This is a genomic window from Bradyrhizobium sp. Ses1, assembly GCF_059512365.1.
Window position 1 is genome coordinate 117540 of sequence record NZ_JCAMOQ010000016.1, and the last position, 16219, is coordinate 133758.

General features: G+C 61.4%; 8 protein-coding genes and 1 pseudogene. 4 read left to right on the forward strand and 5 right to left on the reverse strand.

What is annotated here, in order from left to right:
- Nucleotides 1-83: 83 nt before the first annotated feature.
- The gene (locus AC5ZG5_RS20110) at nt 84-1430 is read left to right on the forward strand and encodes a lipopolysaccharide biosynthesis protein (protein ID WP_456643690.1); all 1347 of its coding nucleotides are present in this window, start codon (nt 84-86) and stop codon (nt 1428-1430) included.
- Nucleotides 1431-1446: 16 nt separating this feature from the next.
- On the opposite strand, the gene AC5ZG5_RS20115 is transcribed toward AC5ZG5_RS20110, so the two are convergent.
- A complete protein-coding gene (locus tag AC5ZG5_RS20115) occupies nt 1447-3579 on the reverse strand; it encodes a GumC family protein (RefSeq protein ID WP_456643691.1) in 2133 nt (710 codons plus the stop codon).
- 280 nt (nt 3580-3859) lie between these two features.
- On the opposite strand from AC5ZG5_RS20115, the gene AC5ZG5_RS20120 reads away from it, so the two are divergent.
- Together AC5ZG5_RS20120 and AC5ZG5_RS20125 are read left to right on the forward strand one after the other, a co-directional pair.
- On the forward strand, nt 3860-5047 hold the full coding sequence (locus AC5ZG5_RS20120) for a glycosyltransferase family 4 protein (RefSeq protein WP_456643692.1): 1188 nt from the start codon (nt 3860-3862) through the stop codon (nt 5045-5047).
- A 39-nt stretch (nt 5048-5086) separates the two neighbouring features.
- Nucleotides 5087-6670 (forward strand): glucosamine inositolphosphorylceramide transferase family protein, encoded by a 1584-nt coding sequence (locus tag AC5ZG5_RS20125; RefSeq protein WP_456643693.1) that lies wholly within the window; start codon nt 5087-5089, stop codon nt 6668-6670.
- A 99-nt stretch (nt 6671-6769) separates the two neighbouring features.
- Here the strand turns inward: AC5ZG5_RS20125 and AC5ZG5_RS20130 are convergent, their stop codons facing one another.
- The gene (locus tag AC5ZG5_RS20130; RefSeq protein WP_028161687.1) at nt 6770-7111 is read right to left on the reverse strand and encodes a hypothetical protein; all 342 of its coding nucleotides are present in this window, start codon (nt 7109-7111) and stop codon (nt 6770-6772) included.
- Between the two features lie 626 nt (nt 7112-7737).
- Here AC5ZG5_RS20130 and AC5ZG5_RS20135 point away from each other — a divergent pair.
- A pseudogene (locus AC5ZG5_RS20135) lies at nt 7738-12555 on the forward strand (NAD-glutamate dehydrogenase).
- 6 nt (nt 12556-12561) lie between these two features.
- Here AC5ZG5_RS20135 and AC5ZG5_RS20140 read toward each other — a convergent pair.
- The 3 genes from AC5ZG5_RS20140 to AC5ZG5_RS20150 form a co-directional block, all read right to left on the reverse strand.
- Nucleotides 12562-14202, reverse strand: a complete 1641-nt coding sequence (locus AC5ZG5_RS20140; protein WP_456643695.1) for a Na+/H+ antiporter — start codon at nt 14200-14202, stop codon at nt 12562-12564.
- Nucleotides 14203-14409: 207 nt separating this feature from the next.
- Nucleotides 14410-15012 carry a hypothetical protein gene (locus AC5ZG5_RS20145; protein ID WP_456643696.1) on the reverse strand — a complete coding sequence of 201 codons (603 nt, stop codon included), beginning with the start codon at nt 15010-15012 and terminating at the stop codon, nt 14410-14412.
- A 182-nt stretch (nt 15013-15194) separates the two neighbouring features.
- On the reverse strand, nt 15195-16181 hold the full coding sequence (locus AC5ZG5_RS20150) for an AraC family transcriptional regulator (RefSeq protein WP_456643697.1): 987 nt from the start codon (nt 16179-16181) through the stop codon (nt 15195-15197).
- Nucleotides 16182-16219 lie beyond the last annotated feature (38 nt).

A 16219-nucleotide genomic window follows, 5' to 3' on the forward strand; every position in this document is an offset into this window, starting at 1 on the left:
ACACTCTCGGCTCGCGTGCGTGTTAGGCACTGGGCCATTGTCTGCTACGAGCATCTTGAAAGGAAAGATGCCTTGTACTTCGCATGATCGAATCCATTCTCCAATTGATGCGACGCGACGTGACGCGCGGTGTCGCCGGGACCATCCTTCTGAAGGTTGGCAGCGGCGGCCTTGCGTTTGCGCTGTTCTCGCTGGCAGCACGAACCATGTCGCCGGATGCGTTCGGCGCTTTCGCGATGTGGCTTTCCGTCGCTCAGATCGCATCCGTCGTGGGGCTGGTCGGCCAGGAACTGCTCCTGGTTCGTTTCTTGAACGAGTACCAGGTGCGCGAACAGGCCGATCTCGCCAAAGGTGTGCTGCTATCGAGCCTGAAGATCTCCTCCATTGGGATGATGGTCGTCATTGCCGCGATCGCGGCGGGCGCGAGCGTGCGGGGCGATACGTGGCTGCTGATCCTGGCCGTATCCGCCTTTACGGCCGTGAATGCAGGGCTGATGCTCGGCAGCCAGATTGCACGATCGCTCATCAGCATTCTGATGGGGGAAGGCAATCGGGAGTTTTTCTGGCGGGTCGTCGTCGTGCTGTTTTTAGTAGCGATATTGTTCGGCCATGCGCGACTCGATCCCGAACAGTTGCTTACCGTGATGGCGGTCGCCATGGCCATGGGGCTCGTCGTTCAGGTCCTTTCGATCGCACGCGCTCTGCCGAATTTGCGCGATGTGCCGCCGCGCTCGGAGAACTCACGCTGGAGATCGAGCGCGCTTCGCTACTGGGTTTCTTCCATTCTTGAAGCGGCCAATCAGTACTTCGACGTGATCCTGATTTACTGGATGCTGGATCCGGCCACGGCCGGCATCTATTTTGCCGCCTCCCGTCTGGCGAACATCTTCGCCATGCTCTCTGCCGCACTTTATAGTTTCGGAGCGCGCCGCCTGCCCTCGCTCTACTTCAGTAAAAATCATCAAGAGTTCAGCCACACGCTGCAGCTCATGGCGGAGGTGACCGCGCTTTGCGTCATCGCCGGGCTCGTCCTTGTCTGGATCGGCGCACCCCATCTTCTCGGCCTGTTCGGACCTCATTTCGCAGCCCAGCAATGGGTACTGATCGTGCTTGCGCTCGGAACGGCTTTTCAGGCAGCTGGTGGTCCGTCCGCAGCCATCCTGCAGGTGACCGGCCATGAGGGTGACTATGTTCCCGTCATCGCCGGGAACGTCGTGCTGCGGCTGATCGGATTCCTCGTTCTAATTCCCTGGCTCGGCGTGCTCGGCGCCGCGATTTCGGCCACTGTTTCGCTGGCGGTCGCCACCATCGCCCTCAACGTCCTGTGCCGCCGCCGCACCGGCGTTGATGCTTCGATCCTGGTACTTTCTCGCCGCTTGTCCTCGAAAGCCGAACCGTATCCGGTTCGTGCCGCAGACTCGAAGGATTAGAAGGATTAGAGGTAACTCAGCCCGCCAGTCCCAAGGTCTCGCGCTGAGATTGAGCAATGACGGAACTGATGGATACGCGATTGACGACAAGCCCCATCGGCACCGCGCCGGACTTCGACAAGCCAGCCGCAGCCCGCTGAATTGCCGCCGGAGCGGCAGCTCCGTCGCGAACGACCACGACGATCAGATCGGCATGGGCCGCCAGCGTCCTCACGTCGGGTTGTGCAGCAAGAGACGATGCGTCGACGACGATCAGATCGAACTCCTTGCGAATGTCGTCGGCAGGGAGCGCGCCTGTTTGCGTGCCGGCACTCAAGAGCACACTGACAGAGCGAAGATCTGTCTTGGTGATGCCCTGCTCCTGCCGGTCGGCCGCAACCGGCTTTGCAGCGGACAGATCCGATTGCAGCTCGATCAGAACACTCAGCATCCCCTTGTTCACGGCCGACCGATTGAGCGATCGTGCGACAGTGCTGCCTCCCGCGCCGTTCTCGGTCGACATCACGAGGGCTACCTTGCCACCGGATCCCGGCAACTCGTCGATTTTCCCGATCAGCGAGCGCAGGTAGGCACTCAGATCGAGCTCGGCGGCTGCCGCAATCGGCTTTTGCCAGACGCTTCTGGTGAATTCCCGTGCCGGCAGGTCGGGAATGCGGGCCCAGACCGGCAGCTTCGGCAGCAATTCGGGCTGGGGTGGTGATGCCGCCTGGGGCAATTCGGGCTGGAGCGAAGGTGAATTTGCCCGGCGAACCTTCGCAGTGGGCTTCTCTAGAATGTTCTTAATGTCCGGTACGGCAACTGCCGCCGTCGATATCAATATCGAGGCAATCGCAAGCACGGCGAGGAGCAATGCGAGCGGCGGCCGGGTCGGACGAAGCGGTGGAATGGCAAGCGAAGCGATCTTGGTCTGCGAGCTCTGCAGCAGGCGCTGCTCGTTGGTGGTCTTGGACCGCGACAGAAATTGCTCGTAGATATTCCTATTGGCTTCCGCGTCGCGCTGCAGCTCCTGCAGTCTGACGAGCGCCTGGCCGTCGACCAGTATCTGCGATTCGACCGCCTTCAACTGATCTTCCAGCGATCTCTGTTGCTCGCGTTGGGCCTCATATTCAGACTTTGCAGTTTCGATGTTCTTCTTCCGCTCGATCTCAATCTGCCTGTTGAGATCGTTCAACTGGCTGTATGATATGACGAGGTCAGGATGGCGATCGCCGAACACCGCGCGTTTCTGCGCGATCTGGTCGTTGAGCGCCGACCTCTGAGCTCGCAGGGCACTCAGCAGGTCTTGTCGAACCGGCCCATCGACATTCGCTTTGAGGTCGCGTTGCGCCTGCTCGTAGCGAGCCCTTGCTTCTTCGGTACGAGCGCGAGCGGCTGAAACCTGCTGCGTCAGATCGGTAACGCGCAATTGCTGGGTCGTGGCGTCCTTGCCGGCATTGACGATCCTGTGCTCGAGCTTGAAGGCGGCAACGGCATCCTCTGATGTCCTCAGCCGGTCATTCAACGTCTTGAGCCGGCCACTGAGCCAATCGGCTGCTTCGTCGGTCGCCTCAGTGCGGACACGGCCCTGGTTAGCGACGAACGCCTCAGCTATGGCGTTGGCGTAGTAAGCCGCTCGCTCCGGACGGTTCGAAGTGAATTTGAAGCCGATAACGTAGGTGAGCCCACGGCGGGAAATATCGAGCCGGTTGCGGAATCTTTCGAGCAGACGCGTGGTGTCGGATTGACCGCCGGCGATGTCTTCATCCTCTCGAACCTTGAGCTGCTCGATAAGCGGGCGGAGGAAGCCATCGGACTTGGCGATTTCAACCAGGCTCTGAAGCGCGGCGGCATCCTGGCCGATACCCGGCAACACGTCCTGATCCGTGGTCACGCGCTGCTCTCGGGGATCGACAACGACCAGCGCTGTGGCCGCATACCGAACCGGAATCAGCAACAGAGCGATGACACCAATGGCGAAGATGGCCAGCGCGAGCATCAAGATGCGTCGACCGTTTTCCCGCAGAAAGGAAAGCATGCCGGAGAAGGTTAGCAATCCCTTAACGCGTTCCGCGGGTCCGGTGCCAGGCGGCGGACGCGGAGCCTCCCACGACGCCGCCGTGGGCTCCGTCTGACCGGAACGTCTCGGGCCTGCGCGGCTACCGAACATCATGGGTTTTGACTCGAATTCAACTGGCAGACACTGTTCAGTGGCCCTGCCCCCAACGTAAATATCTATGGTTAATCGGCGGTTACCCTCTCTCGCCAACGCCGTAACCAATTAGTTAACGAACTGGCTCTATGTTGCGCGCGGATGCAACGACATCTCCCCTGTGAGCGAGATGCGCTGCATTAACCCCATTGTGCGCTGGCCGGTGTAGGACCGAGCATCGCGTGATAGGCATTGCGAAAATCGGGGAAGAATCCCCACTCCCTCAACCGTTGAGGAATCCGTGTTCCGTTACCAGCCAAGCACAGAATTGCGCGAGGCACCGATACGATCGTCGGCAGCGTCACGCGATCGGTCAAACAGCATCAAGCCAAAGCGACGTGTCGTTCTGGTGCAGACCCAGGCGGAGAACGCCGGTGCTCAGGAGATCACAAGGCTGCTTGGTGCCGGCCTGACGGCGCGCGGCTATGAGGTCTTCAATCTCTTCTTCTTCCGCAAGTCAGATTCCTTCGACGAGCCGCCGAACACGTTCTATTGCGCGCAGAACCGGCCAGGAAATCCGCTGGCGCTGCTCCACATGCTGTGGACGCTCGGCGGCCATATCAGGGCCATCAGACCCGATGTCGTCCTCACGTTCCAGCATTTTGGCAATGTGATCGGCGGAGGCGTATCGCGCCTCGTCAGTCGCGCTCCGGTTATCGCCAACCAGGTTTCATCGGCGATGTCGATGAGCTGGCCGGTCCGCGCCGCCGACATCGTCATGGGCAGCGTCGGCTTCTACAATTGCATAACGCTCAACTCGCGGGAGATGGAGCGTGAGTACGCGCGTTACCCCGCCCCTTATCGATTGCGCATGAAGCATGTCCCACACGGCTTCGACGACAAATCGCTTGATCTGCCGAAGGATGTCGCGCGGCAACAGTTCAAACTGCCGCCGGATCGCGTGCTGCTCGGTTGCGCTGCAAGATTGCACCCCCACAAACGGCTCGATGCGGCAATACGCCTCTTAGGCAGTGAACCGTCCTGGCATCTCGCGCTGGCCGGCCAAGGCGCCGACGAGGAACGGCTAAGGCTGTTGGCAGACGAGTTGAAAGTATCCGACAGATTGCATCTTGTCGGCGAGATTCCGCCGCGGCGGATGGCCGACTTTCTCGCCTGCCTCGACGTGTTCGTGTTCCCGACGCAAGCTGAAACCTTTGGCCTCGCCGCGGTCGAAGCTGCAAACGCAGGTGTTCCTTCGGTCGTGAACGATCTCCCCGTTCTGCGAGAGGTGCTGTCGTTTGAAGGAAAACCCACGGCGCTCTTTGTCGATGCCTCGGACAATGCGGAATTATCCGCCGCCGTTTCCGCAATTTTAACAAACAGAACGTTGCGCGACGAACTGCGGCAAAACGCCAAGGGCCTGAGGTCGCGCTATTCGGTAGACAGCATGGTGGAGGAATACGTCCAAATTCTCAGCCAGGCTGTTTGATCGGCACGCATTAGGCACATGAGCGCAGATGGGCCGGACATGATTATCGAATTTCGCTGCGAACGCGAGCATGCACGGCGGTGGATGTCCCGCGAGGCGCTGTCCGTCGGCGGCCGGGATGTCCCGGTTCAAATCGCGTGGACAACAACTTCGGAATCTCGGCCTGCTGGCTTGGAGGCGCTGTTCGAACTTGAACGGATGGTATTGCGGAGGGGCCAGCGCAGCGGCGCCGACAAACTGAAAGTCATCCCGGAACGGTCGCAGGCCCAGGCCGGCAAGGCCGACGTGATTGTCGACTTTACACGCGCCGGCCGCGATCCGGACTGCTCCGCCCGGCTATATCTGCGCCCGCAGTTCAATGGGATACCAGGGGAAACTGCAGCGCTGGCAGCCATACTCGCGGGTGACTTGCCGATTATCGAAATCGTCAATGAACTCGACGGCAGGGTGCTCGATCGCGGTCATCCGTCCGGAGAAATTGCAGTCGGCTTGAGCGGTGCGCTCGAAACAGTCATGGCGCGAACCCTGACCATGCTGACAGCGATCCTGTCAGGAGCGCCAAGACTAGTTCCGGAGCTGGCTTCGTCAGCCAGCAAAAGCACCCCACGACCGGCGGCCACCTATGTTCTGCGCGGCCTGGCCGTATCGATCGCGAAAGAAATATATCGCCTTTGCTGCTATGCGCCTCATTGGCACATCGGATGGCGCTACAGTGAAAATGCCGACGTGTGGCGATCCGGAGATCTATCCGGGCCCGACTGGAAAGTGCTCGGGGATCCCGGAGATCATTTCTACGCCGATCCCTTCCCCGTCAAATGGAAGGGAAGGACATTCGTTTTCTTCGAAGATCTCGATCACCGGGTGGGCAAGGGCATCATTTCCGCGGTCGAGTTCGACCGCACCGGTCCGGTCGCAAACGTCGTCCCCGTGCTGGAAGAGCCATGGCATCTGTCCTATCCCTTTCTGATCGAGGACAATGGCGAACTCTGGATGATCCCGGAGAGCACAGAGCATCGGGACGTCGCGGTTTACAAATGCGTTCGGTTCCCGGACAAATGGGAGCGTCACTGCACGCTGCTGTCAGGGCTTGAACTGGCCGACGTGACCATCACGCGGCACAACGGCATGTACTATCTGTTCGGCGCCTGGCGCGACGGCACCGGAGGCTATTCCGATACGTTGGCGATCTTTTATGCCGAGCAACTCTTCGGACCCTGGCTGCCACATGCGAGCAATCCGGTTCTGATGGACCGCGCAAGCGCGCGGCCGGCGGGCAACTTTGTGACCATCAATGGAAGCCTGTGGCGGCCGGTCCAGGATTGCTCCGACGGATATGGCGCAGCGCTCGGTCTTGCCGAAGTTCTCGAACTGTCGCCGACCACGTTCAGACAGGTCGTTCGGCACTCCCTTAAGCCAGGGCCTGCATGGCCAGGCAGGAAGCTGCACACGCTGAACCGCTGCGGCCAGCTCGAGGTGATAGACGGATCGCGGGTGCAGCCGAAGATCATGGCTTTCGTGGACGGACCTGCACCGGCCGTTTCGGCATCCTCTGGGAGTGATGCAGCTCGACGGGAGCCAGCCCGATCGCGAAGCGCCCCTAACAGCGTTCTGGCCGCCGATTAGTCTTTGCGCTGGTCGGCGATGATCACCGATACGGTTCGCGCTTATCAAGTCAGCCAGATGTAAGAAGAAAGCCCGCGCGTCGCGGGCTTTCTTTCTCCGCTACCAGCCGCGATAACCGCCGGTACCGAAGCTGAAGGTGACACCTGGTCCGCCGCCGTAGTACGGCCGCTGATATCCATAGCTGTTGTAGTATGGGCGATAATAGCCATGGCGGTGGTAGCCATAGCGATGATAGCCGTAGCGGTGGTAGCCGTAGTGGTGGTGATGACGGTGCATTCCGTAGTGATGGTGGTGATGGCCCCTTCCACGAGCGCTCAGATCGGTGGACCGGCTCTCATAGCTGCCCGCCTTCGCCGCCGCCTGCCGATCCGCCGCATTTGCGGCCGAACTACCAATCAGCGCTGCAGCCCCGACCGCCAACGTGATCGCTAACCTCTTCATGGTCGCACTCCATTTCGTGTGTGAAGTTCAATCCCACAAGGAGCGCCACGTTCCGGGCTGCGACATAATACCCAGCCGTTTAGCTGCGGTTCATCTCCATGAACAAGTCCCTTTCGCGAAGTGGATGATGACATTACTTACGGCCTCATTGCGCAATCCTTCAGGTCGCGACCGCTGACAACAACACATCGCGTTCTTCAGCATCCGTTCGCCCCTCCTCGAGCGGTAGCGCGTGACAACGATCGGAAAACGGACGCGTCGGTGCGCCAGGCCTGCGGGCGCAGTGAAGCCAGCCGACGCCTTGCCTGCGACCCGCAGGTCGCCATCAACAGCGAATTCATACGCGATTGAAATTCCTGTGCTTTCCAGACTGCCCGCGAGAGTCGACGGCACCGATTTCGGCTTCACGCTGCACCGCAATGCCCATCGGTGCGCTGACGACAGCTCACCCCTTGCTCCCGCGAAGATGATATAACATCGGACATCAGGAGCTATCGAGGCTCCGGCCAAGGATTTGGCTTACGCAATCAACTGAGATCAAGACGACGGCGCTCGAAGAGGTGCACTCCGAAATCAGGCAGGCGATCGCGACTGCGGTCGGCCGGCGCGGGAAATGGAGGACGTTAATGGCGTGGCGTGACGACAAGGCCCGAGCAACCCTGATCCACGAGGCCGGCGGGAGCGTGCAGCCGGGCAAGACGCCACGAGCCTTTGCCGAGCTTCTGTTTGGCCACAGCAACATCGAAGACCTCGCCAACTACGATGCCGTGTCGCTGGCCTTTTTGGCAGAACAAGCCTGGGAACATGTGCAGCGGCGTACCGCTGATCGTGCCGACATCCGCGTTATCAATCCGATGATGCCAGACGGGCGCGAGATCTCCGTGCTGGAAATACTCAACGACAACATGCCCTTCCTGTTCGATTCCACGATGGCGGAGCTCGCCGAGCAGGGCGTCGAGGTCACGCTGGTCGCCCATCCGATCATTGCCGTGGAACGCAACGAGCAGGGCAAGCTGCTGCATTTCTACGGCGAGACGCTCCCCGAGGGGGTAAACGGCGAGCGCGAAAGCCTCATTCACTTCCACATCGCACGCCTGGACGCCGAGGCTGACCGCCAGAAGCTGATCGACGGCCTCACCAAGACGCTGAGCGACGTGCGCGCCTGCGTCACCGACTGGCGCGCCATGCGCGCTCGCGTCGAGCAGGCGATCAAGACCTTCAGCTCCAATCCGCCGCCGATGCCGATCGACGAGGTCGCCGAAGCCACCCAGTTCCTGCAATGGCTGTGCGCCGACAATTTCACTTTTCTCGGCCTGCGCGAATACCGCTTCGCGCCGGATAGCGACGCGCCGGACGGCATCACCACCGGCGAAGGCCTCGGCATCCTGCGCGATCCCGATGTGAAGGTGCTGCGCCGCGGCGCCGAAATGGTGGTGATGACGTCGGAGATCCGCGCATTCATGCGAGAGCCTACCCTGCTCATCGTCATCAAGGCCAATGTGAGCAGCCGCGTCCATCGCCGCGTCCGGATGGATTATGTGGGCATCAAGCTCTTTACGCCCGACGGCCGGCTCGACGGCGAATTGCGCCTCGTCGGCCTGTTCACCTCGGCCGCCTATACCCGTTCGGTGCGGCAGATTCCCTATGTCCGCCACAAGGTGGCGCAGGTGCTCGAACGCGCCGGCTTCGAGCCGGACAGCCATTCGGGCAAGGCGCTCCTGCATATCCTTGAAGAATATCCGCGCGACGAGCTGGTCCAGGTCGACGTCGAGACTCTCTACAATTTCGTGATGGAGATCCTGACGCTCTATGAGCGTCCCCGCGTGCGCGCGCTGGCGCGCGCGGATAAATTCAACCGTTTCGTCTCCATCCTCGCCTTCATTCCGCGTGACAAATACGACACCGACGTCCGTACACGCGTCGCAGGCTTCCTGGCGCGGGTCTATAACGGGCAAGTGGCAGCCTCCTACGCAGCTTTCCCTGAAGGGTCGCTTGCCCGCATCCACTACATCATTGCGCGCTTTGAGGGCGATACGCCTGTCATCGAGCGCGCCACGCTCGAATCCGGAATCAGCGCCATCGCCGCAACATGGGCTGACAAGCTGAAAGCCGCGCTTGCGACCACCGCCGACGGCATGCGAGCCCGCCTGATCGCCAATCGTTATGCACGAGCCTTTACCGGCGGCTATACCGAGGTCTTCGACACCTCTCAGGCGATTGCCGATATCGCCATCATCGAAAAGCTCACTGCCGCTCGCTCCGTGGCACTTTCGGTTCACCGCATCGACGGCGACGATCCGACGCGCTTCGGCCTCAAGGTCTTTTCGCGCGGCGCGCCCTTGTCGCTGTCGTATCGGGTGCCGGTGATCGAAAACCACGGCCTGCGCGTCGTGAACGAGCGCACCTATGAGATCAGGCCGAGCGCCACACCCTCACCTGCACCGGTTTGGCTGCACGACATGACGATCGAGACCAATGATGGCAAGCCGATCGTCATCACCGCGGAATTCGCCCGACGTCTGGAAGCCTCGATCATGGCGGTAGTGGGCGATCGCGCGGAATCCGACGGATACAACGCGCTGATCCTGCGCACGGTCCTGAGCTGGCGCGAAGTCTCGGCCATCCGCGCCCTCTCCCGCTACCTGCATCAGATCCGCGTCCCGTTCACTCAGGACTACATGTGGGAGACTCTGCGCAAGAACACCGCGATCACCACCAGCATCGTCGCTCTGTTCCAGGCTCGCTTCGACCCACGCCTCACCGCGACCGATGCCTAGCGCTCGGCGCGCGAGACGGCCCTGCTCGCCGAGATTGAAGAGCAGCTCAAATCCGTCGCCTCATTGGATGAAGACCGTATCCTCCGCCGTTTCACCAATCTGGTGCAGGCCGCCATCCGCACCAATCTATGGCAGCTCGGTCCGGACGGGCATCCGCGGCCGGTGATCTCCGTTAAATTCGACGCGCGCAAGATTGAGGAGCTGCCTGCACCCCAGCCGCTCTACGAGATCTTCGTCTATTCGCCGCGTGTCGAGGGCATTCATCTGCGTTTTGGCAAGGTCGCGCGCGGCGGACTACGCTGGTCCGACCGGCCGCAGGATTTCCGCACCGAGATCCTCGGTCTGGTCAAGGCGCAGCAGGTCAAGAACGCCGTCATCGTGCCGGTCGGCGCCAAGGGCGGCTTCGTGCCCAAACGTCTGCCACCGCCTTCCAATCGGGAGGCCTGGATGGCGGAAGGCACCGAAGCCTACCGCATCTTCGTTCGCTCGCTGCTTGAACTCACCGACAATCTCGACGGCGACACCATCGTGCCGCCCGAAGACACCGTGCGGCACGATGGCGACGACCCCTATCTCGTTGTCGCAGCCGACAAGGGCACCGCGACCTTTTCCGACATCGCCAACGCGATCTCGACGGAGAAGGGACATTGGCTCGGCGATGCTTTCGCCTCCGGCGGCAGCCAGGGCTATGATCACAAGAAAATGGGCATCACGGCACGCGGCGCGTGGGAAGCGGTCAAGCGCCATTTCCGCGAACTCGGCACGGATATCCAGACCAAGCCCTTCACCGCTGTCGGCGTCGGCGACATGTCCGGAGACGTCTTCGGCAATGGCATGCTGCTCTCGCCGGCGACCAGGCTCGTTGCGGCTTTCGACCACCGCGATATTTTCATCGACCCCTCACCCGATCTCGCCGCCAGCCACGCCGAGCGCCAACGCCTGTTCGACCTGCCGCGATCGAGTTGGCAGGACTACGACAAGTCAAAGATCTCGCCCGGCGGCGGGGTATTCTCGCGTTCGCTCAAGGCAATCCCGTTGGCAGTGGAAGTGCGGACCTTGCTTGATCTCGACAAGCCGCAGGCCACGCCTTTCGAGGTGATCACGGCGATCCTCAAGGCACGCGTCGACCTTCTCTGGTTTGGCGGCATCGGCACCTATATCCGCGCATCAGGGGAAAGCGACGACCAGGTCGGCGATCGCGCCAACGATCCGATCCGTGTCACCGGCGCTGATATCCGCGCGCGGGTGATCGGCGAAGGGGCCAATCTCGGCGTTACGCAGCGTGGCCGCATCGAAGCCGCGCAGAAAGGCGTCAAGCTCAACACCGACGCCATCGACAATTCGGCCGGGGTCAACACCTCCGATGTCGAGGTCAATATCAAGATTGCACTGGCGCGCCCCGAACGCGAGGGACGCCTCAGTCCGAACGACCGCAACATGCTGCTTGCCGCGATGACCGATGAGGTCGGCGCCCTGGTGTTGCGCAACAATTATCTGCAGACGCTGGCGCTTTCGCTGGCCGAACGCAAGGGCCTCGCCGAGACCGGCTTCCTCACGCGGCTGATGCAATCGCTCGAGCAGCGTGGCCTGCTCAGCCGCGCCGTGGAATTCCTGCCAGACGATGCGGCGATTGCCGAACGCGCCCGGCGCGGCCAATCCTTGACTCGGCCAGAGCTGGCCGTTCTGCTCGCTTACGCCAAGCTGACACTTTACGACGATCTGCTCGTCACCCGCGTGCCTGATGATCCATATCTCGCCCGCGAACTATCCGAATACTTCCCGCGCGAGGTTCAGGACAAATTCCCCGCTGCAGTGGAACAGCATCGCCTTCGCCGGGAGATTATCGCAACCAATCTCGCCAATGCTTTTGTCAATCGCGGCGGCCCGGCCTGTGTCGTGCGCCTGATCGACGAGACGGATGCCGATGTGTCGACGATTGTCATGGCCTTCGTGGCGGTTGACGAGTGCTACGGCCTGAAGCGGCTCAATGACGCGATCGATGGGCTGGATACTCGCATCGCCGGGCAAGTGCAACTCGGCCTCTACGCGGCGATTCAAGATCTGCTGGTCTCACGTATGCTCTGGTACGTGCGCAACGTCGATTTCAAATCGGGTCTGGACGCGGTCATCGCCCGCTTCGGCCCGAGCATCCGCGAAATCGCCGCCGGATTGGATAAGACCCTGCCGGACGACGTGCAGGCCGGGCGCAGCAAGCGGCGGCAGGACCTGATCGATGCCGGCGTCCCGGGCGAGCTCGCGATCGAGCTCGCTGATCTCGACGCCCTGGTCTCGGCACCGGATATCGTAACCGTCGCGGAGCGCACCGGCCGGACCATCGGCGACGCCGCTACGACCTTCTTCGCCGCCGAGGCCAATTTCCGCCTCGATCGCCTCATCGCCGCCGCGCGCAGCGTGTCGGCAAACGACAATTACGAACGTCTCGCCATTGATCGCGCCGTCGACCAGATCGCCGCCGCCGAAAGAAGACTGGCTGCGGACATGCTGGCAACCGGCCAATGCGGTCAGCAAGCCGCGGGCGACTGGCTCGCCGCTCATCCTGAAGCCACGCGCATCCGCCGCTCGGTCGAGGAAATCGCAGCCAGCGGCCTGACGCTCGCCAAGCTGACGGTCGCGGCAAACATGCTGGGGGATATGGTCAAGAGCTGAGCGGGCTCAAGCTGTCGGGAAGCGGGATTCCAGGAGATCGACTTCCCTGACCAGCTTGCGGGCAATCTCGTCCGAGAGCTGCCGGCTACGCGCGATGCGATACAGTTCGGCCCGTTCGGCGCGGAGTCCGATAAGACGGAGGCGGCGTTCGACGTCGTCGATTTTCTGCGCTAGTTCGGCTTCCTGCCCGACCTTGGAACGCCCGTCGATACGCTGGCGATATAGCGCCATGACGCGAACGCCGGCATCGGTATAGAGATCGGCGTCGATTTGCCCTTCACCCATGTCGTGCTGGGCCTGCTCGATCGCCCGGATCGCGGCTTCCGCCGCAGCGATGCGCGCGCGATCTTCTTCGGCCTGATGCGATGGCTCGGGTGGAAGCTCCAGATCCCTCAGCAAGAACGGCAGCGTCATGCTGGCAGCGACCAAAGATACGATGATGACGCCTGCGGCGAGAAAGATCGCGAGATCGCGTGCCGGAAACGGCGAACCATCGTTCATCGTCAACGGCAGTGTCAGCACGCCTGCAAGAGTAATGGCGCCGCGCACGCCGGCAATCGAGGTCGCCGCGATCAGGCGCCAGCTCGGAATATAGGGCTTCTCGCCCTTCAGATGCGCGCGAAACAACGTAAATCGTAGGGACGTCCAGACCCAGACGAACCGCAATGCAGCCAGAGCGAGATTGATCGCGACCACATAGACGAGGAGCCAGAGCGGCGCATGATGCCCGGTCTCCTGGACCACTCTCGCCGCGCCATCGAAGAGCTGCGGGAGCTGTTCGCCAAGCAGGACGAAGATCACGCCGTTCGCGGTGAATTGCACCAGGTCCCAGACGGCACTGCGGCGAATGCGGGTCGCAGGTAATGCCTGCCCGCTCTGCTCGACGTAGCTCATGGTGATCCCGGCGGCGACGGCTGCAAGAATGCCCGAACAATGCACGTATTCGGCCAGGAGATAGGCGCCGAACGGAATCAGTAAACTGATCAGGATCTGCGAGCCCGTCTCTTCGCCAAAATGGCGCGAGACCCAATTCTTCGCGACGGTCACCGCCCATGTCACAACGACGCCGATGGCGATGCCACCGGTCGCGAGCCAAAGGAACGTTCCGAACGCGGCGAAAGCCGAAAATGAACCGGTCAGAGCGGCAGCAACGGCAAACCGCATGCAGACCAGGCCCGATGCGTCGTTGAGCAACGATTCCCCTTCGAGGATGTGCATCAGCCGGCGAGGAATTGGTATGCGTGCTGCAATCGCGGAAACGGCAATCGGATCGGTGGGAGAAATGACTGCGGCGAGCGCGAAGGCGACCGCGAGAGGCATCGCCGGAATGATCCAATTGACGAAATATCCGACACCGACGACCGTGAATACGACGAGGCCGAACGCCAACTCCAGGATCGTCCCCTTGTCGCGAAATAGTCCTTCCTTGGGGATGCGCCAGCCGTCCAGAAACAGCAGTGGAGGCAGGAACAGCAGGAAGAAAATGTCCGGTTTCAATTGGACGCCGAGGTCGGCCACGGCAGCAATCAGCACGCCGATGACGATCTGAACGAGCGGCAGGGGAAGCGATATCGGCAACATGCGGGCAACTCCGCCGCTGACGACCACCGCCAGCAGCAGAATCAAAGCAACGGTAACGGTCTCCACGCTCTCTCTCGCATGCGTAGTGTCCGGGATTTACCGGGCATCATAGCGACGCCACCCGAATCATTCCACCATCCATCCCGCGCCCCACCTCCACCCGGGTCTGTCCTCGCGTTCCAATTACAGGTATGGCAATTTACTATCTCGGTCCTCAGGTTCTGGATGAACTTCCTGATGAACGGTCGGCGGGCCGACCACCGCCGGTGATTATTATGGCTTGGCGCCGATCTTGATATGGATCGCGTCGGCGCTTTCTTGATTGTCCGGGACTTGTTTCGCGATTGCGGTCAATCCCTCGTTGCGCATGGCGCGCAGAAGGACAGCCGCTGGCTTGCCCTCCGCTCCCCAATCCGAGTGTCGCGATTCGGCGATCTGCACTTCGACGCCCTTGAACACGACGATGCCGGCCGCAGGCTTTCCTGGCGGGATGTATCCAGAGCCTTGTGCAACCGCCTGTCTCTTCCAACCAGCGACATCAAGCGCCTTTCCGACATCTTCCATCAAGGCAACAGCTTCGGGGTCAAGCTCGACCGAGAAATCGAACGGAGTGCCACGAAATTCCTTGAGGGCATTGGCAATCCGCTGTTGGGATGCGGGGCCGAACGTCCGCGGGCTGTCGGCCCAATATGCCAGAGCGACGCCGACCAGGACGAGAGCGGCAAATGTGATCGCCAGTCCTCGCTCCCAGGCGCCTTTCGAAATCCCGAGAACCAGAAGAGCAACCTCACCGCTCAACCCTATCAGAAGCAGGATCTCCCCGATCTCCTTCACCCAGCTGAAGAGGACCAGGGAAAATGCGGCGGTATTTAACATCAAGCTCTCCAAGTCGCAGGCTGGCAGGCGGCTTGGGGGACCGCATCACTCGTAACTGCGGATTCGACATGCGAAGGTCTGGACCTAAGCAACGGGAGATTAATAAGTCGCTAGCGGTCAGGGCGCGCATCGTGCGGTGGTTCGTCGCGCGGATCCGGCGCGGTTGCGCGGGGATCCGGTAACTACCGCAGTCCCGCTCGCACGGCCATGGCACGTACATCGGAAGGAGTGAGACCATAGGCCCGGCGGAAGGTTCGGTTGAAATAGGACAGATCACCAAATCCGACCTGAAAGGCGATTGCGCTGATGGCTCTGTCGGCAAACCGCAGGTCTTTGAGCATGCGATACGCGCGAGCAAGGCGCTGTTCGAGCACGAAAGCTGAAAACGATGTTCCCTCGGCCTCGAAAAGCTTGCGGATATAGCTCGGCGAGATTCCCTGACGCTGCGCGATAGCGCCAATATCCAGGTCAGGCCGGCCAAGATTGTCCTCAATATCTGCCTTGATGGCCTCGAGCCGCGCGGCGCGCAGTCCACGGCCCCTGGCTGCCTCGACGAAGTCTTGGGTCGCACCGATTGCGAGCGCGGCGAGGTCGATAACGTGGGTTGCGGCGGTTCGCGTGAGACCCGGTGCTTCGGCCGGCCCTCCCTGCCGCAGCGCCTCGACATACCGGATCAGCAGCCGCAGCGCATCGTTGTCCGGCGGAATCTGGCGTGCATATACAGCACCGAGATCCGGGACCAGGGCGGCGAGATCTGGTCGCGGGAGCGCGATCGTGAGAAAACTGCCATGACAATGCATGGTGCTCACCGATGGATCGGTGGCCGAGAGAACGACACCACTTCCGGCACGGCCCACGATCTCCCGGCCGAACTGCGAGGTGGTCGATGCGCCGCTGATCAGAACGGAGAGGCCGACGAGATCCTTCGATTTTGCGAGATGTTCTCGGGTGATGTGATAATGGGCTGCGGAGCGGGATCCGGAAACAATCCCGACCCCAGGCAAGGCCTGAAACGTCACGCTCGCCTGGAACGGAGCGTCGTCGATTGGTTCGATATCGACATTCGCAATGTTGCGGCCATAGATCTCGCGCCACATCGCAAGGCGCTTGGTTTCCGGAAACTCATCAGTCGACACAGTGAGCGGCGCAAGCCGTCCCGAATCGCTCATTTCAACCCCATCATCGGCAAGACGCGCGGGCGGCGCTT